Below are 20,712 nucleotides of genomic sequence, written 5' to 3'. Positions count from 1 at the left end.
CCCACACACCGGTGTGTGCCGAGCCGGATGCAGAAATCGATCCTCAATTCGATCTCATGCCGCACGCGCCGCATGCCAAGGAGCAATACATGGCAACAACGCCACCCTCGCAATCAGCAAACCAGCCAACATCAAAAGATCGGCAACTCGACACGTTCAGTGTCAGCGTCGATAACGAAGCGTTGAGGACGAATCAGGGCGTCAAGGTCTCGGATAATCAAAATACGCTGAAGGCCGGCGCACGTGGTCCGTCACTGCTGGAAGACTTCATCATGCGTGAAAAAATCACGCATTTCGACCATGAACGCATTCCGGAGCGAATCGTGCACGCGCGGGGCGCTGCTGCGCATGGTTACTTCCAGCCATACGCGTCGCACACCGCGCTGACAAAGGCCGGGTTTCTTGCCGATCCGGCCACGCGTACGCCGGTCTATGTGCGTTTCTCGACGGTCCAGGGTTCGCGCGGTTCGGCCGACACCGTTCGCGATGTGCGCGGATTCGCGGTCAAGTTCTACACCGATGAAGGCAATTTCGACCTGGTCGGCAACAATATGCCGGTCTTTTTTATCCAGGATGCCATCAAGTTTCCGGACTTTGTCCACGCAGTGAAGCCGGAACCGCACAATGAAATGCCACAAGGTGCGACGGCGCACGACACATTTTGGGATTTCGTCACGCTGGTGCCGGAAACCACGCATATGGTGATGTGGGCGATGTCGGACCGCGGCATTCCGCAGTCGTATCGGCTGATGGAAGGCTTTGGTATCCACACCTTCCGCTTCGTCAACGCCGAAGGCAAGGGCCGTTTTGTCAAGTTCCACTGGCGACCGGTCCTGGGTTCATACTCGCTGATCTGGGATGAAGCACAGAAGCTGTCTGGCAAGGACCCGGACTTCCATCGCCGCGACCTCTGGGAGGCCATCGAAGCCGGTAATTTTCCCGAATGGGAGTTCGGTGTGCAGATCGTGGAGGAGGAAGACGAGCACGCATTCGCCTTCGACCTTCTGGACCCGACGAAGATCATTCCGGAAGAATTGGTGCCCATCACGATGTTGGGCAAGATGACGCTGAATCGCAACCCGGATAACTACTTTGCCGAGACCGAACAGGTCGCGTTCTGCCCGGGGCATATCGTGCCGGGCCTGGACTTCAGCAACGACCCATTGCTCCAAGGCCGGCTGTTCTCTTATACCGATACGCAGATCAGCCGCCTGGGCGGCCCGAATTTTCATGAGCTGCCGATCAATCGCCCGGTCTCTCCGAACGTGAACAACCAGCGCGACGCCATGCATCGCCAAGTGATTCATCGTGGGCAGACGTCGTATGAGCCAAATTCGATATCGGGTGGCTGGCCAAAGGAGACGCCGGCGGCGGCGCGCGACGGAGGCTTTGAAACCTATCCGGAGCGGATCGATGCGGCGAAGATCCGCGAGCGCAGTACCTCTTTCGGCGACCACTATTCTCAGGCGACATTGTTCTGGAACAGCATGAGCGATCCGGAAAAGGATCATATCGTCGCGTCGTACCAATTCGAACTCGGCAAGGTCGAGCGCGAATATATTCGACAGCGGATGGTGGATAACCTTGCGAACGTCGATCCCGATCTGGCCGCGCGCGTGGGCGACGGTCTCGGCTTGATTCCGGCGAAGGCGACAACCCCTGGCGCCGACGTGCTGGCCAAACCTGGCAAAGGCAAGAAATCCGTTTCTGCATCACCGTCGTTGAGCCTGATGTCCAAGGTGCAGCCCGGTATCAAGACGACAAAGATCGCGATCCTCGCGGCAAAGGGCGCCGACCCGGTCAGTATTGCCACCGCCAAGATGGCACTGGAGAAGGCCGGCGCGCAAGCGAAGGTTATTGCGCCGATGTTGGGTGAGGTGGCGCCCGGCGTCTATGCCGATGCCACCATCGCCGGTATGCCGTCGATTGCGTTTGATGCCGTGTTCGTGGCGTGCGGTGCCGACAGCGCCAAGCTTCTCTCGAAGAATGGCGATGCGCGTCATTATCTTCTCGAGGCGTATAAGCACCTGAAAGCCATCGCCGCCGTCGGCCATGGCCGCGATGTCCTGGCGGCGGCCAATCTGCCCGTGAGCGAGGAAGGTGTCATCAGCGATGACACGGCACATATCGATAAGGTGCTCCCAGCCTTTATCGACGCCATCGCGCACCACCGGGTGTGGGGTCGTGCAGCGAAGGCGGAGACGGTGCCGGCGTAAAGCCTGCCGCGCGTATCACTCTGGCCTGGATGAATTATTCAAACTGCCAGTGCCGCGCTGATGGATGAAGAAGGGCCCGTGATCGATGCGACACGGGCCCTTCTTTCATGGCACGTCTATTTATTGATGCGTTTATTTTCGAGATGCGGGTTACTTGCTAGGTACAAATCCCAGGAAAGACAAAAGTGCCATCACAGAAGGAACGTTTTGAGTATCGGCCCGGCCGGCCTCGCAGGAATTCGCGAAGCGTGATCGCGCGTTCTTTTCCCCCTGCCTCCTGTCTTCTATAATTAAGGCGTGTTGAATAGATTCGCCAAAAAAACAGAGCAACAATGACGGAGACAGGAGGTGTGAGATGGACTTCCTTACGCAAATGAGCAGCTTGCCGCTGACGGTCGGGAACTTGATTCTATTGGTCCCAATGGCACTTGTCGGTGTCGTACTGGCTAGCGGCATCCCCTATCACCATCGTGCCGCGCATTATTCGATGGAAATTGGCGGGGCCGTATTAGGTGTGCTGGTCGCGGTGCTGCTGCTCTCGCTATTGAATGTCGCCATCTGAGCGGCACAATCGCAAGCCGCAGCGGGATCACGGCGGGACATATCGACGCCGTTGTGTATACCTCGCCACCTGGCGCGGCGAGGCAGTGTGACTTCGAAGGTCGTGGTGCCGTTGCCTGGAACCGAACGTGCCTCGATGGTTCCCGTATGCAGTCGCACCAATTCATAAACGATGAAAAGGCCCAGGCCGAGTCCTTCGGATTGTCCGCCGTTTACGGGCCCGGACGGGTCGACGTCCTTGCTGTTCGCGGATTGTGAGGGATATAGCGGCATAGGCGCGTTGGAAGTGCCTGCCGCCGCATCAAACAACGTATCTACCATGATGTCGGTAGGGGCGTAGTGCGTGTTTTTTCCCGAGCGAAATGGTGTGAAGAGGTGTGGCTGGACCGTTTCCGGAATGAGTCCGCCATTGGACACGCGCAGGCGGATGGCTTCCGCGCCGGATCCATCCAATTCGATGCTCACCGGCTGCGTATCGTCGCCGTGCCGCAGCGCATTGCCAATCAAGTTCGACAAGATCTGTGCAAGGCCGCCACGGTCCCAGACACCGTGCGTGTCGCCCATCACCATGAGACGTAACGTCGGCGGGAACTCGGCAGATTGGAATTCGTCGATGATGGCCTGCGTGACGGACTGCAGATCGAGCGGTTCCGGTTTGAACTGGAGTTGTCCGGATCGCACCCGTGCGACGTCCAGCAACTGATCGATCATATGCGCCATCCGCTTGCCGCTCGCGATGATACGTTCGGACGCGGTAACAAGGCGCTCGCTATTTTGCGCGGGTACGTACGGCGCACTGGCGATTATGCCCTGCTCTGTTTCCGTCAAACGTCCCTCATTCGGCAATGCCAGGGGAACCGCGCGTCGGACGATCTCTGCATTGGTCATGATCGAGGCGAGCGGATTGCGCAGGTCATGACCGAGTACGGCAACGAACATGTCGTTGGTCCGGATCAACTGCTTCATTGATTCCAGCTGCGCCGCCAATTGCCGCTTCTGCTGGTGCAGTTGAATAAAGACTTCCGCCTTGCTGCGGAGGATATGGGGATCGAACGGCTTGTAGAGGAAGTCGACGGCACCCGCCTCGTACCCTTTGAACATCCGCCTTGTATCGCGGTCCGTTGCCGTCAAGAAAATGATTGGCACATTGCGGGTACGCGGACTGCCCCGCATCAATTCGGCCAATTCAAAACCATCCATCTCCGGCATCTGCACATCGATCAATGCCAGCGCGATGTCATGCTCAAGCAGCAACTCCAGCGCGGCCGTCCCGTTTGTCGCGTGTAGCGGCAGCACGTCTTCCCGACGTAGCAGCGCATCGAGCGCAACCAGGTTCTGGCCGACGTCGTCGACCAGCAGAATCTTGATTGCCGCTGTCATCTCGGCCCCTTCCAGGGTATATCTGCGCAGTGTGATACGGCGTCTGAATTCGGGGGGGCGCCTGCGTCGGGTCGAGTGGCATCGACAACTGCCTTGCGTGCGGCATCGTTGGCCCGGCGCAGCGCTTGCACGATCTGTTCGATGGACAGCACACGGTCCATGGCCCCCAGGGCAATGGCGGCCAGCGGCATGGTATCCGCCTGCGCGGTTTCTGGTGACTGTACCCATGCCTTGCCGCCACGTGCGCGGATCTGTACGAGCCCCATCGCGCCATCGGCGCTCGCGCCGGTGAGCAGGATGCCCAGTACGCGCGACTGGTATGTCCACGCGGCGGATTCGAACAGCACGTCGATCGACGGGCGCGAGAAGTTCACCGGCTCGTCCACCGACAGCGAACACGTCCGGTCCTCGCTCACCAACAGGTGATAGCCCGGCGGCGCGATATGCACGGTCCCCGGCAGCAAGGGTTGGCGATCGATCGCTTCCTGCACGCGCAGCGCGCAGCGGGCGTCGAATAGCGGAGCCAGCTCGCTGTGCACGTCCGGCAAGAGATGCAGCACCACGAGTATCGGCACCGGCAAGGTGGCCGGCAGCGCGGGCAATAGCCGGTTCAACGCATCGACGCCGCCGGCGGACGCGCCCACGACTACCGCGTCGATCGCGCTGAACAGCGCATCATCCGTCGCGTCGGCACCGTCTGTTTCGTGGAAAAGAGGGGGAGGCTGCACTCGGCTCACCGCTTTTGATAGATCCGCTCGGTGTCGGCGAATTCGTCGAATTGATCCGCGTGCGCGTTGAAACGCATGCTCTCTTTGCTGCCCAGGCCCAGGAAACCACGGCGCACCAAGGCATCGGCGAACAAGCCCGTGGCGCGGTTCTGCAAGTCGCCATTGAAATAGATCAGCACATTGCGGCAAGACACGAGATGCACCTCGGAAAATACGCTGTCCGTGGCCAGGCTGTGATCGGCAAAGACCACGTGGCGCTTCAGGGTCCGCGCGAATGTCGCCGCGCCATAGGCAGCATGATAGTAATCCGACAGGGAACGCTTGCCTCCCGCGGCGATGTAGTTTTTTGAAAAATTGGCGATGCGTTCAAGTGGGTAAATGCCTTCGGCGGCGGTCCGCAATGCTTGCGGATTGACATCGGTGGCGTACAGCACGGTGCGATCGGCCAGGCCCTCCTCTTCCAGCAGGATTGCCAGCGACCATAGTTCCTCGCCGCTGCTGCAGCCGGCCACCCAGATCTTTACCGACGGGTAGGTTTTCAGGATAGGGATAACCTTTTCGCGCAGCGCCTTGAAGTACGACGGATCACGGAACATTTCGCTGACTTGTACGGTCAGGTATTGCAACAGGCGCGCGAACGCTGTGGTGTCGTACAGGACCTTGCCTTGCAGCTCGGACAACGTTTCGCATTTGAAATCGTGCCGCGCCTGCGTCATCCGGCGCCGTAACGATGCCAGTGAATAGCTGCGGAAATCGTGCTGGTACTTCAGGAAAATCGCTTCCAGAAGCAGCCGCAATTCGATATCGAAATCGTGCATCGCGCGCGGGGTCATGGCGTACGGGGTGGATGGATCAATGCGGCATCCATACTCGGCATAGCGACAGGAGCTTGTCGACTTCGATGGGTTTCGAGATGTAGTCGTTGGCGCCGGCTTCCAGGCAGCGCTGTCGGTCGGACGACATGGCTTTCGCGGTCAGCGCGATGATCGGCAGGCTGGCATGCGCCGCGCGCTTGCGGATTTCCTGGATTGCCGTCAGGCCGTCCATCTCGGGCATCATGATGTCCATCAGCACCAGCTCGATGTCGGGGTCCTGCGCCAGTTTTTCCAGCGCTTCGCGGCCATTGCGAGCGATTTCCAGCTTGGCCCCGAGCGGTTCGATCACATGCGACAACGCGAAGATATTGCGCACGTCGTCTTCCGCCAGCAGGATTTTGCGTCCTTCGAACGCCGCATCGCGCTGGCGTGCCTGGCGCAGCATCCGCTGCTGGTCGGCCGGCAGGTCCGACTCCACGCTGTGCAGGAACAGCGTGACTTCGTCGAGCAATCGTTCCGGCGACTTCGCGCCCTTGATGATGATCGACTTCGAGTAATAACGGAGTCGCCGTTCCTCGTCCGCGGTCAATGACCGGCCGGTGTAGACAATCACCGGCGGATAGGTTTGCGGTGCGCGATCGGCCAGTTGTTTCAGCAGGTCATAGCCTGAACCGTCCGGCAACGTCAGGTCCATGACTACACAGTCGAACGGCATCTCGAAAAGCTTGTCCAACGCATCCGCAATGGTGCCTACCGCGTTTATCTCGACGCCGTTCGCATTCAACAGCAACGTAATGTTTTCGCGCAGCAACGGGTCGTCCTCGACCACGAGGATGCGCCGGACGCTCTGGTCCAGTTTTGCTTCCAAATGCTTCAGCGCAGAGACCATGTCATCGCGCGCCGTGGGCTTCAGGGAATAGCCGATTGCGCCAAGGTGCAACGCCGCTTCCGTATGATCGTTGATCGAGATCATATGAATCGGCAGGTGGCGCGTCTGCGGATCACGTTTCAAGCGTTCGAGCACCGTCAGACCTGAATCATCGGGCAGGCCGACGTCCAGCAGGATGCCGCTGGGCTGTAATTGCCGTGCGAGCGCGATGCCATCGGCACCGGTGCTGGCATGCACGCAATCAAAATCAAGCTCGTGCGCAAGATCGTACAGGATGCGTGCAAACGCGAAGTCGTCCTCGACCACCAGGATCAACCGGTGCTCGCGTGTGCGCTGGTCGCGGTCGTCGTCAATGCCGGTCCGCGTTGGTAGCGCCTGCCGCGCGTGCGCCACTTTCGCAAGATGCGCCGCGCCCGCACTCCCACTGTCCGTTTCCGCCGCCGCTTCATACGCAATGCCCGCCGGGGCGGTGGCGCCAAAAGACCTTCCCCGGGATATAGCGCCGCCATCTTGTGGACGGGAATCGGCGCGGACTGAGGACGGGGGCGTCGCGAACGCCTGCGGTGCCGGCGTCGCGAACTCGGTCGTCATGCGATCCGGAGCCTTGCCATCGCCGGTGTAGACCACGGGCAGTGTCAAGGTGAACGTGCTGCCCTTGGCCAACTCACTGGTGACATCGATATCGCCGCCCAACAAGGTCGCGAATTCGCGCGAGATGGACAAGCCCAGGCCACTGCCGCCGTACTTCCGGCTGGTCGTGCCGTCCGCCTGACGAAACGCGTCGAATATCGCGCCGAGATGTTCGGCGGCGATACCGATCCCCGTGTCCTGTATTGCAAACTGGACATGCGCCGGCGCCGCGCCGGTGATCCACAGGCTTACCTCGCCGGAAGGGGTGAACTTGAAAGCGTTCGACAGCAAATTCTTCAGAATCTGCATCAGGCGCTGGTGATCGGTCGTCAGTGACAGGGGCGCATCCGGACCGCGTTCGATTCGTAACGCCACCCGGCGGTCCTGCGCGATGGGGTCGAACGTCCGGTGCAGTGACTGGATGATCGCTTCCAGCGTAATGGGCTCGGCCTCCACCCCCATATGACCCGATTCGACCTTGGCCAGATCCAGGATGTCATTGATCAGGGACAGCAGGTCCGTGTTCGCGGAGTAGATCGTGCTGGCATAGCGCACTTGTTCCGCGCTCAAATTGCCGGGTTTGTTGTCTTGCAATAGCTTGGCGAGAATCAGCGAACTGTTCAGGGGCGTGCGCAGTTCGTGCGACATATTCGCCAGGAATTCGGACTTGTATTGGTTCGCTCGCTCCAACTGTCCGGTCTTCTCCATCAGGTCGCGCTGCGTGTCCAGCAGATACCGTTTCTGCTGTTCCAGGCGCTGCGTGTGCTCTTCCAGCTGGACGTTGGTCTCCTCCAGCTCCGTCTGCTGCGATTCCAGGCGCGCCTGGGAATCCATCAAAGCCCGTCCGCGCTCCTCCAGTTCTTCATTGGAAACCCGCAATTCCTCCTGCTGCACCTGCAGTTCTTCCGCCTGATGCTGCGTTTCCGCCAACAAGAGTTCCAGTCGACTGCGATAGCGCGCTGTCTGCAGCGCGATGCCGGCAGGTTCGGCTGACATTTCCAGCAACTGCACCACGCGTGCAAGCATCTCGTTTTCGCTGCCATAGCCCAGCGTGCTGCCGGCGAACCCGAGCTCGATGACGCCGACGATGTCCCCCTCGGCCGTCAGCGGCGCGGCGGTGACATGCGCGGCTGGTGAACTGCCCACCGTTGTACCGATTTGCAGATGACTGGGGGGAAGGTCCCGAGCGGTGAGCACGCTTTTCGCGACAATGGCTTGCCCGGCCAGGCCATCGCCGGGCTGCAGCGTCAGCGGCGCGACATTGTCTGGCAGTGCCCATGTCGACAAGCGGCGCAGTTGCCCCTTTTCCAATTGGTACAGGGTACCGACTTTGGCGCCGGTGTAGGTCAGCAGGGATTTCAAGATACCGTCGGCGGTGTTCTGCGCAGTGGGCGCGGCGCGGACGGCCGTCGCCAACTGCATCAATCCGGCCTGCATCCACGCGAAAGCCTCCACGCGATGCCGGGACAGAATATAGCGGTACGCCACCACCGCGATCAGCCAGGTGGTGGCGCCACCGACCATCCGATTCGGTATCGCCCATGTGCCGGTGATACCTGTCGACGCCACGTAGCTGATGATCAGCAATATCGAGGCCACGAAGGCGATGATCAGCGGCATCAGGGCGTCGGCGGCAAACAGGCATAGGGCAACCGGGAACATGTACATGATCCAGATGGCAAAGCCATTTGGCGTGTACAGATCCACCAGGAACACCACGGTTAGCGAAGCGATGATCGCTGCATAGAGAAGCGCGATGCGGTTACGGCTGGTCTGCAGCATAGTTGCTCTTTGCTTCGGCGGTAATTAAGGTCAGAGGCTGCCCCGGAGAACCCAGTGACGTTGCCGCGCATGTCGCCGATGGCCATCTTTTTGCGCAAGCATTGATCATCATACTAAACGTTCAGACTTTCCATTCGGGCGGGTCCAGTGGCGCGAGCAGCGCGATCCGCTCGTGCAACCAGCGCGTGGCCGGCCCGGGATGGGTATCGGCGCGCGTGATGCGATGCAGTTTGTATTCGACGGCCAGCCGGTCGGCGGGACGAATGCGTTTCAGCCGTCCTTCGGCGAGATCCGTCGCCACCAGGTGGTGAGGCATGCTGCCCCATCCCAGGCCGGCGATCAACAATCGATGTTTTGCCCCAAGGTCGCCGATACGCCAGGCCCGCGTCGCATAGACGCCATACATCTGGCCCTCCGTGCGGTGGGTGCGATCGGTCAGGATCAACTGTGTATGGTCGCGCAGCACGCGTGTAGGGATCAAGCCGTCAAGGCGGGACAGCGGATGCTGGGGCGCCGCGACATTGATCAGGCTGATGGCATCGAGGTAATTGGGGGCGATCGGATCGGGCCAGGATTCGCTCGGACCGGCGATACCCAGATGACACTCGCGCTCCAGTACCAGTCGCAACACGCCGCCCATCGGGCCCATTCGCAGCCGCAATGTCACGGTCGGGAACATGGCCGCGAAGTCCTCCAGGACCCCCACGAGCCTGTCGATCGGGAACATCACGTCCACGCCCAGCGATACCTCCGCTTCCAGGCCCATCGTCAGCCCTTCGGCCCGAGCCAGCAACTCGTGCATGTGCCCGTCCACGCGGCGCGCATCGGCCAGCACGACCCGGCCCGCTTCGGTCAGCACCGGACGCCGACGCGTGCGCTCGAACAGTGTCAGGCCCAGTTGTGCTTCGAGATTGGTCACCGTATAGCTGATCGCGGACTGGGCCCGGCCGAGTTGTTGGGCGGCCAGCGAGAAGCTGCCGGCGTCCGCCACGGCGGCGAAAACGCGGAGTTGATCCAGCGTCGGGGTGCGTCCCCGGTCCCCCGAGTCGCTCATTTGTTATCTATGGATTCGATATCGATAATCGATTTTAAACGATTGCTTCGATGGTTGTCTTAATTTACATTATGCCCCTGACACTATTCCGAGCAGGCGAAACGCCGCGCTGGATAGGGGAATGCCCATTTTGATGGCCGCGCGACAGCCGGATAGCGGTGCCATACGGCATCGATGTCGAACGATCGTCCCCGGCGGCGTGCCTTGCTTGCCGAGACAGGGGCCCCCGCTTCGATCAACTGTTCCGGCGAACCGATTAAGACGTTCCGCGAAGGCGGAGAAACGCGATGACCATGCCCTCGTCCCCCACTCCCACGACCGGCGCTACCCAGGCGATGCCGGTCGCGCGCAAGTACTCCGGTACCGCGATGGCGCTACACTGGCTCATCGCCCTGTTGATCATCGGTGGATTCGCGCTGGGCTGGGTGATGACCGATATCCCGGGTTTCACACCCGCCAAGTTGAAGTACTTTTCGTGGCACAAGTGGATTGGCGTCACGGCGCTGGTATTGATCATTATCCGTCTTGCATGGCGCGCGACGCATACGCCGCCGCCGTTGCCGGCCGGCATGGGGCGTTTATCGGCGGTCGCGGCGCACGGCGTGCATCATCTGCTGTATCTGCTGATGGTTTGCGTGCCGGTTTCGGGCTATCTGTATAGTTCGATCGCCGGTATCCAGGTGGTGTACCTGGGCATGGTGCCGTTGCCGACATTGGTCGGACCGCATCCGGAACTGCGCCATTTGTTCCGGAATATTCATGTGTACCTGGATTGGACGCTTTTCGCGGTGGTGGTCCTGCATCTGCTGGCTGTGGTGAAGCACCAGTTGCTGGATCGCGACCGTTTGCTGTCCCGGATGTTGCCGTTTGGCGATTGACGGCGGCAGTTCGCAGCACCGACGCGTTACTTATTCATTAAACGGAAGACAAGATATGCTGAAGCTTCGCTCGATTGTTGCCGCTACTGCTGTTGCCAGCCTGGCCGCAGCCGCTTTGCCCGCTGTTGCCGCACCGGCAACGTACAACCTGGATCCGACGCACACCTACCCGAGCTTCGAAGTCGACCACTTCGGCGGCGCGTCGGTATGGCGCGGCAAGTTCCTGAAGTCGAGCGGCACGGTGACGCTGGATCGCGCGGCGAAGACCGGCAGCCTGGAAGTGACGACGGACACCAGCTCGGTCGACATCGGTAACAAGGCGCTGGACGGCGAGATCGTCAGCGACAAGATGTTGGACTCGGCCAAGTTCCCGACCGCCACGTTCAAGAGCACGAAGTTCATCTTCAAGGGCGATACGCCATCGAAGATCGAAGGCGAACTGACGCTGCATGGCGTGACAAAGCCGCTGACGTTGACCGTCGATTCCTTCAAGTGCTACCAGAATCCGATGCTGAAGCGTGAAGTGTGCGGTGCCGACGCGAAGGGCGAATTCGACCGCTCGGACTTCGGCGTCGACTTCGGCAAGAAGATGGGCTTCAAGATGTACACGCGCCTGCAAATCCAAGTTGAAGGCGTGCGCGCGGACTGATTCCCGCCAAACCGTGTTTCCGGTGTGCGGTCCGTGGGCCTGACGCCCGCGCGAGTGCCGGCACACCGATGTTCCCCCTGCAGCTCCGGGTTTGCGCAAGCGGCCCGGGGCTGCACTTTTTTGTGACGCGCACTCGCCTATAATCATTGCATGCCCCGGTGGCTCGCCCGCCTTCATGATTCAGTGACTCCGTGATTTCTTCCCGTGCCGACGCCCCTGCTTCGATGATCTCCGCGCACCCTGCCGCCGGCGATGCCGTCGCGCCCAGCGTCGACGTCGGGCGGCTCTCCGACACGGATCGGACTGCCGGTTCGAGGGCGACGCCTGATGCACGTCCGGTCGTGCTGGTGACCGGTGGTGCCAAGCGCGTTGGACGCGTCATCGCGCAGCGCTTTGCACGGGCGGGCTATCGGGTGGCCGTACATTACGGGCAATCGGCCTCGGACGCCCATGCCCTGGTGGCATTGCTCGACGCATCATCGACGGATAGGGATGTCACCGGACCGCATGCGGTGGCGCTGCAAGCCGATCTGGCGGCGCCATCGGCTGCCGAGGCCTTGGTGGACGGCTGCCACGTGGCGTTTGGCCGACTCGATGTTCTGATCAATAGTGCTTCGGTATTTCCCGATGACCATCTGGACAATTTCACGCTCGAAACCTTCGATCACGCCTGGGCCGTCAATGGCCGCGCGCCATTACTGCTAATACAGGCGTTTTATCGCCGCGCGCGTGCCGCTGGCACGACCGGCGTGGTGATCAATGTGGTCGACCAGAAGGTTCGCGATAATTTTCACCCGGACCACTTCTCCTACACCGTGGGCAAGGTCGCCATCGGTCATATGACGGCGATGCTGGCGACATCGGCCGCGCCGGTGTTGCGCATCAATGCGGTCTATCCGGGCCTGATGCTGGAAAGCGGTGATCAAACGCCGCAGGATTTCGCCCATGCGAGACAACACGCAACGCCGTTGCATCGGATCGCAACGCCTGATGATCTCGCGGCCGCCATTCACTTGTTGACCGGACCCGCGTATAACGGCGTGGACTGGGTGGTCGACGGTGGACAGAACCTGCTCCCGGTGACGCGCGATGTCGTGTTTTCATTGCGCGCCCCCGACCGCTGAACTGGCCTGAGCCTGGGACACGGCGTCGAGCAGCAGGACCGTGGCCGCGTCGCGCGGAGCGCCTTCGCGCGTGACGCCATAGACGGTGTCCAGCGGGGGGAGCGGCACCGTTGCCGCCCTGTCAGGCGCCGGCGACCGCTTCTTCTCCGAGGTAGCCATCACGGCCAGTTGCGCTGACGCTGACGAAGCCGCCATGTCATTCATCGCATTCGACGCGCCCGACGCCGCTGACGCGCCGGGCGTTGTCGTGGTGGCTGGCGTGGAGACAATCCGTACGCGCTCACGCGCCAGCGCGTCGTCCAGCATATAGCATGGCACGATCGACAGCCCCCGACCCGCCGCGACCAGAGCGATGGCTTCTTCGATTTCGCTACAGCGGCCGCGCGTACGCAGCGTCGACGGCATGGTCCCCAATTGGGTTTCGAACCAGCGCGTGAAGGTGATCTCGCAATCGTCGTATGTGATGAAATCCGACGCCGCCAACCACGCTGCGAATGAGCGGGAATCCGCACCGACATGCGCTTCGGCTTGAACGTGTGTGCCCGCGGCGATCAATACGAGCGGATAGCGGTAGGCCAAGGCGAATGACAAGGTATTCGACGCGGTGACCGTGTATGCAAAGCCGATATCGGCCCGCCCGCTGGCCACCGCTTCCCAGGTTTCCTCATCCGAACCGAAGCGCAGATCGACGACGGTTTGCGCGAACGCCGGCTGCGCCAGGATCGGCGTCAGCACATAGCGGCCAAATGACGAACCCGTGGCCACGCGCAGCACTTCGCGCGGGGTGCCCGCCTGACCCCGCGCGGCGGCGCGCAAACTACCCATCTCGTCGATAAAACGTCCGCAGATCGCATACAGCCGATCCCCCAGCGCCGTTGGCAGCACGCGACGGCCACTGCGTTCGAACAGCGGCGCCCCTACCCATTCCTCCAACTGCCGAATCTGATAACTGATCGTCGATGGGGTCACATGCAACTGTTCCGCGGCGCGTACAAAGCTGCCCGCTTCCATCGCGGCGACAAAGGTATCGATGTATTTGGTTTGCGTACGCATGTCGCCCATTATGATGCAAAAAATTCGAACGATGCATGCTAAACGTTTCGCTGGATTCGATCGAAAGCATTTTCTATGATGCGGGTCAACGCAAAGGAGAATCGCCATGGACGCGACGACGATGCACGACCGAAGTGCGCAAGATGCGGCGCAAGAAAACACTGGGTCGCCACGCGGCGCGGCGGAGGCGGACGCTTTGCTGGCGCTGGATGCGCGGGTCAATGCGCCGATCTATACGTCGTTGCCGCTGGTTGCAACGCGTGCGCAAGGCGTCTGGATCTGGGACCTCGCCGGAAAGCGCTATCTGGACATGATGAGCGCCTACTCGGCCGTCAGCTTCGGACATGCTCATCCTCGGTTGCTTGCGGCCTTGACCGATCAGGCGTCGCGGCTCTCGGTCACGTCGCGGGCGATGCATTCAGACCAGTTGGCGCCATTCCTTGCGACGCTGGTCGACATGACAGGACAAGCACGTGCCTTGCCCATGAATAGCGGGGCGGAGGCGGTGGAAACCGCGATCAAGGCCGTGCGCAAATGGGGCCATACGGTAAAGGGCATTCCCGACGGACAGGCGGAAATCATCGTATTCGACGGCAATTTTCACGGCCGCACCACGAGCATCGTCAGCTTCTCGTCGCATCCCGAATACCGCGCCGGGTTCGGACCGCTGACGCCGGGTTTCGTCAGCGTGCCGTATGGCGATATCGATGCGGTACGTGCCGCGATCACGCCTCGTACGTGTGCCGTTCTCGTCGAACCGATCCAGGGTGAAGGCGGTGTCAATGTTCCGCCGCCAGGCTTTCTGGCAGCGCTCCGGGCACTATGCGACACGCACGACGTCATGCTGGTGGCCGATGAGATTCAGACCGGATTGGGGCGCACTGGCGCCATGCTTGCCTGCGATCACGAAGGTGTGCGGCCGGATGCGGTTTGTCTCGGCAAGGCGCTTGGCGGAGGCTTCCTTCCGGTTTCCGCGGTAGTGGGCAGTGAAGCGCTGATGACGGTCTTCCGCCCAGGCGATCATGGCAGCACGTTCGGCGGGAATGCGCTGGCGGCGCGGGTGGGTCATGAGGCCTTGCAGGTGCTGCGAGACGAGGGATTATGCGCGCGCGCCGAACAAGGCGGCGCCTTGCTTGTCGGGCTGTTGCGCGACGCGGCGCATCCGTTGATTGCGGACATCCGTGGCAAGGGACTGATGATCGGTGTCCAGTTTGTGGCCTCCGTCGACGCCGAAGCGGTGTGCCATGCGCTGATGGATGCCGGCATCGTGACGAAGGTCACGCATCACAACACGATCCGCCTGTCGCCACCGCTGGCGATCAACGATGAGACGTTGCAATGGGCCGTAGGCGTCCTGTTGCGTGTACTAAACGATTTTCGATGAATGGGAGTTCGTACCATGACCCTGCTCCGCCCGGCACTGACTGCCGTTACACCTTGCGCGGCATTGCCCCCGCTGGAATTGGTCCGCGCGTCGATCGGCACCGGTGCGCAGATCATCGGGTGTCGCCTGGGACCCGAGGCGTTGATCGAGGCGGGTATCGCGACGGACCTCCGCGCGGGCGGCTCCGGTGTCGGCCGGGATGTCCGGCTGGGGGCGACACTCGTGGATACGCACTATCTGGCGCATGAAGGCGGCACGCGGCACGCGGCCGATCCGGCGCATGCAGTGCCGTCGAAGCTCGACGCTGTGAGCGCATTCGCGCCAGGGATGGCAGCGGTCACGGCCGATATCATCACGCGCGGCCTGTTTCCGTTGATCCTGGGCGGTGACCACTCGGTTGCGGCAGGCACGTGGAGCGGGATTGCGGATGCCTATAAGACGCGACTGGGCGAGGCGGGCCGGATTGGTCTCATCTGGATTGATGCGCACTTGGACAGCCATACGCCGGAAACGTCGGAGAGCCAAGCCCCGCATGGCATGCCGCTGGCAGCGTTGCTGGGCCATGGCGCACCGGCGCTGACGGATCTACGCGGCTGGCGCGGCAAGGTTCGCCCGGAGAATGTCGCGGTGGTCGGCGTGCGGAGTTTCGAGGATGGCGAGGCGGCCCTGCTGAATCGACTGGGCGTCAGGGTATTCGGCATCGCGGAGGTGCAGGCGCGTGGTTTGGACGCGTGCCTGGAAGAAGCGGTGGATATCGCGACACGGGGCACTTGTGGCTATGGCGTCAGTTTCGATGTGGACGCGATCGATCCACGGGAAGCGATGGCGGTGGGTTCGCCAGTGGAAGACGGGATCGCCGCACATGAGGCGATTGCGGCCATGCCACGCTTTGCCGGTGATCCGCGTCTGATCGGCTTCGAACTCGTGGAATACAACCCGGAACGCGAAGGGGCGTCGGATGGGGCGACGCTTGGCGTGGAAGGGCCGTCGCATGGCGCCGAACCAACCGCCGCGATCTGTCGCGCCTTGCTGTGCGCGGCGTTATGCCCGGGCTGGCAGGAGGCGGACACGCATCGCATGCTGCACGGCGTGCATCCGGACGTGGCGATAGCGGTAGTGGCGTGACGGGGCGCCGGTTGATACGCCTCGCGCGTGCCGAGCCGTGTATTCGGGCGAACTGCGGCGGGATATTCGGATTGAGTGGGGCTGTGGATAACGCTGTGTGCAATTGAGCGAAATAGACGGGCAAAGCCGGTGGATAACGCGGTGGATAACACGGGCGTGATCGCGGTTACCCCGCAGTCAGGGTCTGCCCGCGTTTTGAACGGTGGTCGTAAAACGTCATTTTTCGCGCCACCCTCACCAACGTGACAATGCCGGCGAAATGGGAGAGGCCCGACCGTCCACCAACTTGTATGTTGTTTTGGCTCGTCGATCGCACGGGTTTTTCCTGACAAACGCCTTGATTGAAGCACGCTTGTCGAGCAGTTGTCCGGTCAGCGATACGCTCACTCACCGTGGCGTGCCCAAAACTCGGCTGCTGTCACGATCGGATATCTGCCGGGCAATACAAGCAGATCTTTATCACCTGTTATCAAGTAATGTGCTTTGGCAGCGACCAACGTCCCCAGTACGGGCTGATCAGCGGTATCTCGTAAATCACCATCCTCTTTGGCGCTTGGCTCGACGATATCGGCCAAGAACATGAAGCTGTCCGCAAGGTCACGAATTTGATTGGCGCTATAAGGATTCTTGGAGAGCCGCGGAAGAACCCTCACCATCTCGTCAAGGATGTAACGTGAAAGTGCCACGTCAAGGATGCCTTGCCGCCAAGCGCCTACGATTCGGCCCGGAACGCTCCCGGGATAGACCATTCCATATACCAAAATATTGGTATCCAACACCACGCGCATGCCCGGCATCAGCGCTTACGTTCTTCGGCTAGCAACGCGTCGATTTCAGCGAGCCCCTCAGCCTCGGGAGTTGACGCATATGCGTCGGTGAGTTGTTCGCTCAACCGGTCAAAACGCGCTTTTAACCGCCGAATCCGCGCAAACAGTTCGGCATCGACCAAGGCCGCAACAGCCTTGCCATCCTTGTTGATGACAATACTGTCGTTCCGGTACTGAACTTGGTTCAGCATGTCGCCCAGGTTTTGCCGAAAATTTACTGCGCTGACTTCAGTGATCATCTTAACCTCCGCCAATTACAGGTGCCGACAAACCATATTGATCGATATGGTCATTATGGTTAAAACCCATGTGGTGTCTAGCGCCGATGATGCGGCTGTTAATTTTCGGCGCGTGACGGCACCGGTCTAGCGGACAACGGCCCTTCGCTATCGGGATATTCGCCGCGGGCTTCATACCATAGCGCGCTAACCACGCCGAATGACAATGCCACGCCAACGCCCAGAATCCAAGTGAAGTACCACATGATCAACGTCCTTCGGCGGCCATGCGCCGTCTGCATGAATGGAAAAGGGTCTTTGCAGGTTGCCGGCGGATGACGCCGGCAAGCCAATCGAATACGCGCACCGATCGTCGCGTCAGTACAAGGAATGGCTGTCACGGGCAATGTCGGCGCTGGTAACGCGGCCCCGCATCACCCGATACACCCAACCGGTATAGATCAAGATCAGCGGCAGGAACACGATCACGGCCACCAGCATGATCTGCAGTGTCAATTGGCTCGACGTCGCATTCCAGACGGTCAGGCTGCTCGGCACATCGATCGACGAGGGCATCAGGAACGGGAACAGCGACGTGCCTGCGGTAAAGATCACGCCGACGATCAAAAGCGTACTGCCGGCAAATCCCGCCTTCTGCGCACCGTTGCCGCTCTTCAGCGAAGCGAGCGCGGCCAGTATCGCGCCCCCGAACCCGACGATCGGGGCAAGCCAGGCCAGCGGCCAACGCGCATAGTTGTTCATCCAGAAACCCACGCCGCGGCTGATCGTGCCGTCGGCCGCCAGGCGCAATCCCACCACATGATGCGAGACCGCATACCCGGCAAGGGCGAATAGCGCGATCGACAGCAGGGCCGCCACGCGTTGTACCCGCCGTGCCCGCAACAGGAGCACGCCATCCGTTTTCAATGTCAGAAAGCCGGCGCCGTGAGTTACCAGCATCGCGACCGACAGCAGTCCGGACAGCAGCGCGAACGGTGACAGCAAGCCGAACAGTGTGCCTTGATAGGTCGAGCGCATGTCCGCATCTAGCGAGAACGGCGTGCCAAGCAGCAGGTTACCGAAGGCGACGCCGAACACCAGCGCCGGTACCGCGCTGCCGGCGAAGATGCCCCAATCCCAGAAGGCGCGCCATGCCGGATGGGCGACCTTGCTGCGGTAATCGAAGCCGACAGGCCGGAAGAACAGGGAAAACAGCACGAGCAGCAACGCCGCGTAAAAACCCGAGAATGCCGTGGCATATACCTGTGGCCAGGCGGCAAACGTGGCGCCGCCGGCAGTGATGAACCAAACCTGGTTACCTTCCCACGTAGCGCCAACGGTATTGACGACGATCCGTCGCTCGGTATCGGTGCGTGCGATGAAGGGCAGCAGGGCACCCACGCCCATGTCGAAGCCGTCGGTCAGCGCGAAGCCGATCAGCAGGATGCCGATCAGCAACCACCAGATGATTTTGAGTATCGTGTAGTCGATCATGCCGGGCTCCCGGTCAGTGGTGCGGTGCTGTCGTCCTTGTCCGTGCCTGCGGTTGCTTGGGGACCCATACCGAGGCCGTCAGGACCCTTGCGCACGTACTTGACCATCAGATACATCTCAAAACACAACAGCAGGGTGTAGAAAAAGACGAAGCCGGCGATGCTGGCGTACAGATCGCCTGCATGCAGCGACGAGACCGACAAGTGCGTGGGCAGGACGCCTGCGATGGTCCATGGTTGACGCCCCATCTCCGCGACGATCCAGCCGGATTCGCTGGCCAGCCACGGCAGGGGCAGCATCCACAACGCCAGGCGCAGGAAGGCGCGCGTGCGTGGCCGCAACAGCCGGCGCCGCGCCGCCAGCCAGACGGCAGCGATAAACGTGAACAGCATCAGAAAGCCGAAGGCGACCATGATCCGGAACGAGAAAAACACGGGGGCGACGCGTGGAATCGTATCGTTCGCGGCGGCATCGATCTGCGCCGGGGTGGCATCGGTGACCTTTTCCGTATAGCGTTTGAGCAACAGGCCATAGCCGAGGTCCGCTTCAACATGCTGGAACGCGGTGCGAGCGGCGGGCGACGTATCGCCACCGCGCAGCCGCTGCAATGCCGCGAATGCCTGCATGCCACGGGCGATCCGCTGCGCGTTTTCCGCCTTCAGATCTTTCAGTCCGGTCACTTGCTCATCGAGGGAACGGGTGGCGATCAGGCCCAACGCCCAGGGAATGTGGATCGCATAATCCGTACGTTGTTCGGCCTGGTTCGGCAAACCGAACAGCGTGAACGATGCCGGCGCCGGTTGCGTATCCCATTCAGCTTCAATGGCAGCCAACTTCATTTTTTGCACTTCACCCGTGGTATAGCCGGACTCATCCCCCAGCACGATGACGGATAACACGGCGGCCAGGCCAAAACTGGCGGCGATGGTGAAGGAGCGCAATGCGAAGGCGATATTGCGGCCGCGCAACAGGTAGTACGAGGACAAGCTCAGCACGAACATTGCCGCGGTTACATAGCCGGCCGAGACCGTGTGCACGAACTTCACTTGCGCCACCGGGTTCAGGATCAGCGTGGACAGGCTGTCGAGCTCCATGCGCATATGCGTGTAGTTGAAATGCGCGCCTACCGGATTGTTCATCCAGCCATTGGCGACGAGAATCCATAGCGCCGACAAATTGGAGCCCAGCGCCACGAGAAAGGTCACCAGCAAGTGCTGTCCCTTGCGCAACCGTTGCCAGCCAAAGAAGAACAGCCCGACGAAGGTGGATTCGAGGAAGAACGCCATCAATCCTTCGATGGCGAGTGGCACGCCGAAGATATCGCCCACGTAGTGCGAGTAATACGACCAGTTCGTGCCGAACTGGAATTCCAGCGTGAGGCCGGTGGCCACCCCCATCACGAAGTTGATGCCGAACAACTTGCCCCAGAACTGGGTCATGTCCTTGTAGACGGTCTTGCCCGTCAACACGTACGCCGACTCCATGATGACCAGCATCCAGGTCATCCCGAGGGTCAGGGGAACGAATAAAAAGTGATATAGCGCCGTCACGGCGAATTGCAGCCGGGACAGATCGACGACCTCATGGCTGATCATGATCGACATCCTGTTGTGCGGGCTTGCCGCGCGGTGCTGGCAGTGCAACGCGCGTTGGCAGGCCGGCGGGTAATGAAGGGACGGGCCCGATGATCGCGGCGGCCACCACGTCGTCGGGCATATTCATATCGGGTGCGGCAGGGTGGGCAAAGCACGTCACGCGCAGTATCTGGATCAGCACGAGCTTGATCACCAGCACGATAACCACATCACGCATCAGGCCCTGCCGCCGCAGCAAGGTCCGCGCTTTATCCTTGGTCGATGCGACGCTTATCGCCAGGCGCGCCGTGGGCTTCATGGCAATACTCCG

The 20,712-nt window shown here is 61.1% G+C and carries 19 protein-coding genes; 7 read left to right on the top strand and 12 right to left on the bottom strand.

The genetic code is table 11. From position 1 onward, the window contains the following. The first annotated feature begins 56 nt into the window (after positions 1-56). Positions 57-2,216, top strand: a complete 2,160-nt coding sequence (gene katE / locus WM40_RS06010; RefSeq protein ID WP_082102472.1) for a catalase HPII — start codon at positions 57-59, stop codon at positions 2,214-2,216. A gap of 355 nt (positions 2,217-2,571) precedes the next feature. Further along, positions 2,572-2,778 (top strand): hypothetical protein, encoded by a 207-nt coding sequence (locus WM40_RS31215; protein WP_157685732.1) that lies wholly within the window; start codon positions 2,572-2,574, stop codon positions 2,776-2,778. Here WM40_RS31215 and WM40_RS06005 read toward each other — a convergent pair. The 5 genes from WM40_RS06005 to WM40_RS05985 form a co-directional block, all read right to left on the bottom strand. Continuing rightward, the gene (locus WM40_RS06005) at positions 2,697-4,157 is read right to left on the bottom strand and encodes a hybrid sensor histidine kinase/response regulator (protein WP_024904968.1); all 1,461 of its coding nucleotides are present in this window, start codon (positions 4,155-4,157) and stop codon (positions 2,697-2,699) included. The two genes, WM40_RS31215 and WM40_RS06005, sit on opposite strands and share 82 nt — an antisense overlap. Then, positions 4,154-4,885 carry a chemotaxis protein CheB gene (locus WM40_RS06000; RefSeq protein ID WP_330218153.1) on the bottom strand — a complete coding sequence of 244 codons (732 nt, stop codon included), beginning with the start codon at positions 4,883-4,885 and terminating at the stop codon, positions 4,154-4,156. Before WM40_RS06000 ends, WM40_RS06005 begins: the two co-directional genes overlap by 4 nt. Before the next feature lie 5 nt (positions 4,886-4,890). Beyond that, positions 4,891-5,718: a CheR family methyltransferase gene (locus WM40_RS05995; protein WP_036012055.1), complete on the bottom strand. Its 828-nt coding sequence runs from the start codon at positions 5,716-5,718 to the stop codon at positions 4,891-4,893. 19 nt (positions 5,719-5,737) lie between these two features. Continuing rightward, a complete protein-coding gene (locus tag WM40_RS05990; protein WP_024904971.1) occupies positions 5,738-9,001 on the bottom strand; it encodes a hybrid sensor histidine kinase/response regulator in 3,264 nt (1,087 codons plus the stop codon). A 121-nt stretch (positions 9,002-9,122) separates the two neighbouring features. After that, positions 9,123-10,055: a LysR family transcriptional regulator gene (locus tag WM40_RS05985; protein WP_024904972.1), complete on the bottom strand. Its 933-nt coding sequence runs from the start codon at positions 10,053-10,055 to the stop codon at positions 9,123-9,125. A 293-nt stretch (positions 10,056-10,348) separates the two neighbouring features. On the opposite strand from WM40_RS05985, the gene WM40_RS05980 reads away from it, so the two are divergent. The 3 genes from WM40_RS05980 (at position 10,349) to WM40_RS05970 (ending at position 12,706) form a co-directional block, all read left to right on the top strand. Continuing rightward, on the top strand, positions 10,349-10,933 hold the full coding sequence (locus WM40_RS05980) for a cytochrome b (protein ID WP_081765104.1): 585 nt from the start codon (positions 10,349-10,351) through the stop codon (positions 10,931-10,933). Positions 10,934-10,991: 58 nt separating this feature from the next. Further along, positions 10,992-11,582, top strand: a complete 591-nt coding sequence (locus WM40_RS05975; RefSeq protein WP_024904974.1) for a YceI family protein — start codon at positions 10,992-10,994, stop codon at positions 11,580-11,582. A gap of 191 nt (positions 11,583-11,773) precedes the next feature. Next, positions 11,774-12,706 carry an SDR family oxidoreductase gene (locus WM40_RS05970; RefSeq protein WP_236693409.1) on the top strand — a complete coding sequence of 311 codons (933 nt, stop codon included), beginning with the start codon at positions 11,774-11,776 and terminating at the stop codon, positions 12,704-12,706. Here the strand turns inward: WM40_RS05970 and WM40_RS27710 are convergent. Then, entirely contained in the window at positions 12,683-13,759 is a 1,077-nt protein-coding gene (locus WM40_RS27710; protein ID WP_162199039.1) for a LysR family transcriptional regulator, read from the bottom strand. The two genes, WM40_RS05970 and WM40_RS27710, sit on opposite strands and share 24 nt — an antisense overlap. 106 nt (positions 13,760-13,865) lie before the next feature. On the opposite strand from WM40_RS27710, the gene rocD reads away from it, so the two are divergent. Further along, positions 13,866-15,143 carry an ornithine--oxo-acid transaminase gene (rocD, locus tag WM40_RS05960; RefSeq protein ID WP_236693408.1) on the top strand — a complete coding sequence of 426 codons (1,278 nt, stop codon included), beginning with the start codon at positions 13,866-13,868 and terminating at the stop codon, positions 15,141-15,143. Between the two features lie 15 nt (positions 15,144-15,158). Further along, positions 15,159-16,268: an arginase gene (locus WM40_RS05955; protein ID WP_052738187.1), complete on the top strand. Its 1,110-nt coding sequence runs from the start codon at positions 15,159-15,161 to the stop codon at positions 16,266-16,268. Positions 16,269-16,651: 383 nt separating this feature from the next. On the opposite strand, the gene WM40_RS05950 is transcribed toward WM40_RS05955, so the two are convergent. From WM40_RS05950 to cydP, 6 genes are all read right to left on the bottom strand, one after another. Further along, complete coding sequence (locus WM40_RS05950; RefSeq protein ID WP_046152410.1) at positions 16,652-17,065, bottom strand: putative toxin-antitoxin system toxin component, PIN family; 414 nt, start codon at positions 17,063-17,065, stop codon at positions 16,652-16,654. After that, the gene (locus tag WM40_RS05945; RefSeq protein ID WP_024904980.1) at positions 17,065-17,334 is read right to left on the bottom strand and encodes a type II toxin-antitoxin system Phd/YefM family antitoxin; all 270 of its coding nucleotides are present in this window, start codon (positions 17,332-17,334) and stop codon (positions 17,065-17,067) included. The genes WM40_RS05950 and WM40_RS05945 overlap by 1 nt, the downstream gene beginning before the upstream one ends. A 98-nt stretch (positions 17,335-17,432) precedes the next feature. Continuing rightward, positions 17,433-17,579, bottom strand: coding sequence for a cytochrome bd-I oxidase subunit CydX (cydX, locus tag WM40_RS05940; protein ID WP_036012088.1), 147 nt, complete (start codon positions 17,577-17,579; stop codon positions 17,433-17,435). Between the two features lie 112 nt (positions 17,580-17,691). Continuing rightward, positions 17,692-18,804, bottom strand: coding sequence for a cytochrome d ubiquinol oxidase subunit II (gene cydB, locus WM40_RS05935; RefSeq protein WP_024904981.1), 1,113 nt, complete (start codon positions 18,802-18,804; stop codon positions 17,692-17,694). Then, complete coding sequence (locus WM40_RS05930) at positions 18,804-20,402, bottom strand: cytochrome ubiquinol oxidase subunit I (RefSeq protein WP_082102454.1); 1,599 nt, start codon at positions 20,400-20,402, stop codon at positions 18,804-18,806. Before WM40_RS05930 ends, cydB begins: the two co-directional genes overlap by 1 nt. Beyond that, a complete protein-coding gene (gene cydP, locus WM40_RS05925; RefSeq protein WP_024904983.1) occupies positions 20,389-20,700 on the bottom strand; it encodes a cytochrome oxidase putative small subunit CydP in 312 nt (103 codons plus the stop codon). The genes WM40_RS05930 and cydP overlap by 14 nt, the downstream gene beginning before the upstream one ends. Positions 20,701-20,712: the final 12 nt, after the last annotated feature.

The organism is Robbsia andropogonis (assembly GCF_000970345.1).
Taxonomy (GTDB): domain Bacteria; phylum Pseudomonadota; class Gammaproteobacteria; order Burkholderiales; family Burkholderiaceae; genus Robbsia; species Robbsia andropogonis.
This window is presented reverse-complemented; position numbering and strand designations above follow the sequence as displayed.

Coding starts and splice junctions, on each gene's coding strand:
- katE (WP_082102472.1), top strand. CDS start 57: ATGCCGCACGCGCCGCATGCCAAGGAGCAATACATGGCAACAACGCCA.
- WM40_RS31215 (WP_157685732.1), top strand. CDS start 2,572: ATGGACTTCCTTACGCAAATGAGCAGCTTGCCGCTGACGGTCGGGAAC.
- WM40_RS06005 (WP_024904968.1), bottom strand. CDS start 4,157: ATGACAGCGGCAATCAAGATTCTGCTGGTCGACGACGTCGGCCAGAAC.
- WM40_RS05995 (WP_036012055.1), bottom strand. CDS start 5,718: ATGACCCCGCGCGCGATGCACGATTTCGATATCGAATTGCGGCTGCTT.
- WM40_RS05990 (WP_024904971.1), bottom strand. CDS start 9,001: ATGCTGCAGACCAGCCGTAACCGCATCGCGCTTCTCTATGCAGCGATC.
- WM40_RS05985 (WP_024904972.1), bottom strand. CDS start 10,055: ATGAGCGACTCGGGGGACCGGGGACGCACCCCGACGCTGGATCAACTC.
- WM40_RS05980 (WP_081765104.1), top strand. CDS start 10,349: ATGCCCTCGTCCCCCACTCCCACGACCGGCGCTACCCAGGCGATGCCG.
- WM40_RS27710 (WP_162199039.1), bottom strand. CDS start 13,759: ATGCGTACGCAAACCAAATACATCGATACCTTTGTCGCCGCGATGGAA.
- rocD (WP_236693408.1), top strand. CDS start 13,866: ATGGACGCGACGACGATGCACGACCGAAGTGCGCAAGATGCGGCGCAA.
- WM40_RS05955 (WP_052738187.1), top strand. CDS start 15,159: ATGACCCTGCTCCGCCCGGCACTGACTGCCGTTACACCTTGCGCGGCA.
- WM40_RS05950 (WP_046152410.1), bottom strand. CDS start 17,065: ATGCCGGGCATGCGCGTGGTGTTGGATACCAATATTTTGGTATATGGA.
- WM40_RS05945 (WP_024904980.1), bottom strand. CDS start 17,334: ATGATCACTGAAGTCAGCGCAGTAAATTTTCGGCAAAACCTGGGCGAC.
- cydX (WP_036012088.1), bottom strand. CDS start 17,579: ATGTGGTACTTCACTTGGATTCTGGGCGTTGGCGTGGCATTGTCATTC.
- WM40_RS05930 (WP_082102454.1), bottom strand. CDS start 20,402: ATGATCAGCCATGAGGTCGTCGATCTGTCCCGGCTGCAATTCGCCGTG.
- cydP (WP_024904983.1), bottom strand. CDS start 20,700: ATGAAGCCCACGGCGCGCCTGGCGATAAGCGTCGCATCGACCAAGGAT.